Below are 270 nucleotides of genomic sequence, written 5' to 3' on the forward strand. Positions count from 1 at the left end.
GTTTACTGCTTTTAAAATACACTTAAAAGATGAATTTGACTCTAGCGCTGAATTTTCCATTGTAGAAAAGATTGATAAAAAAATTCAAGAAGCGATTTTAAAAAATAAACAAGAAGTCATTAAAACCATTCAACTTCTTGATAGCGGGACAATTGAAGATGCTCTCCAGAAGATTATTCATTCAAAAAAAATTATCATTTTTGCTCGTGGTTTCTCCATCCTCATTGCAAAAGAAATGATGGTTAAATTTCAACTGTTAGGAAAAAGCTG

General features: G+C 30.0%; 1 pseudogene. It reads left to right on the top strand.

The annotated features are described in order from the left end of the window. Window positions 1-270: pseudogene (locus tag RYX56_RS22535) on the top strand (MurR/RpiR family transcriptional regulator); the annotation flags it as partial.

It is taken from the genome of Alkalihalophilus lindianensis, assembly GCF_032843265.1.
GTDB lineage: Bacteria > Bacillota > Bacilli > Bacillales > Bacillaceae_D > Alkalihalophilus > Alkalihalophilus lindianensis.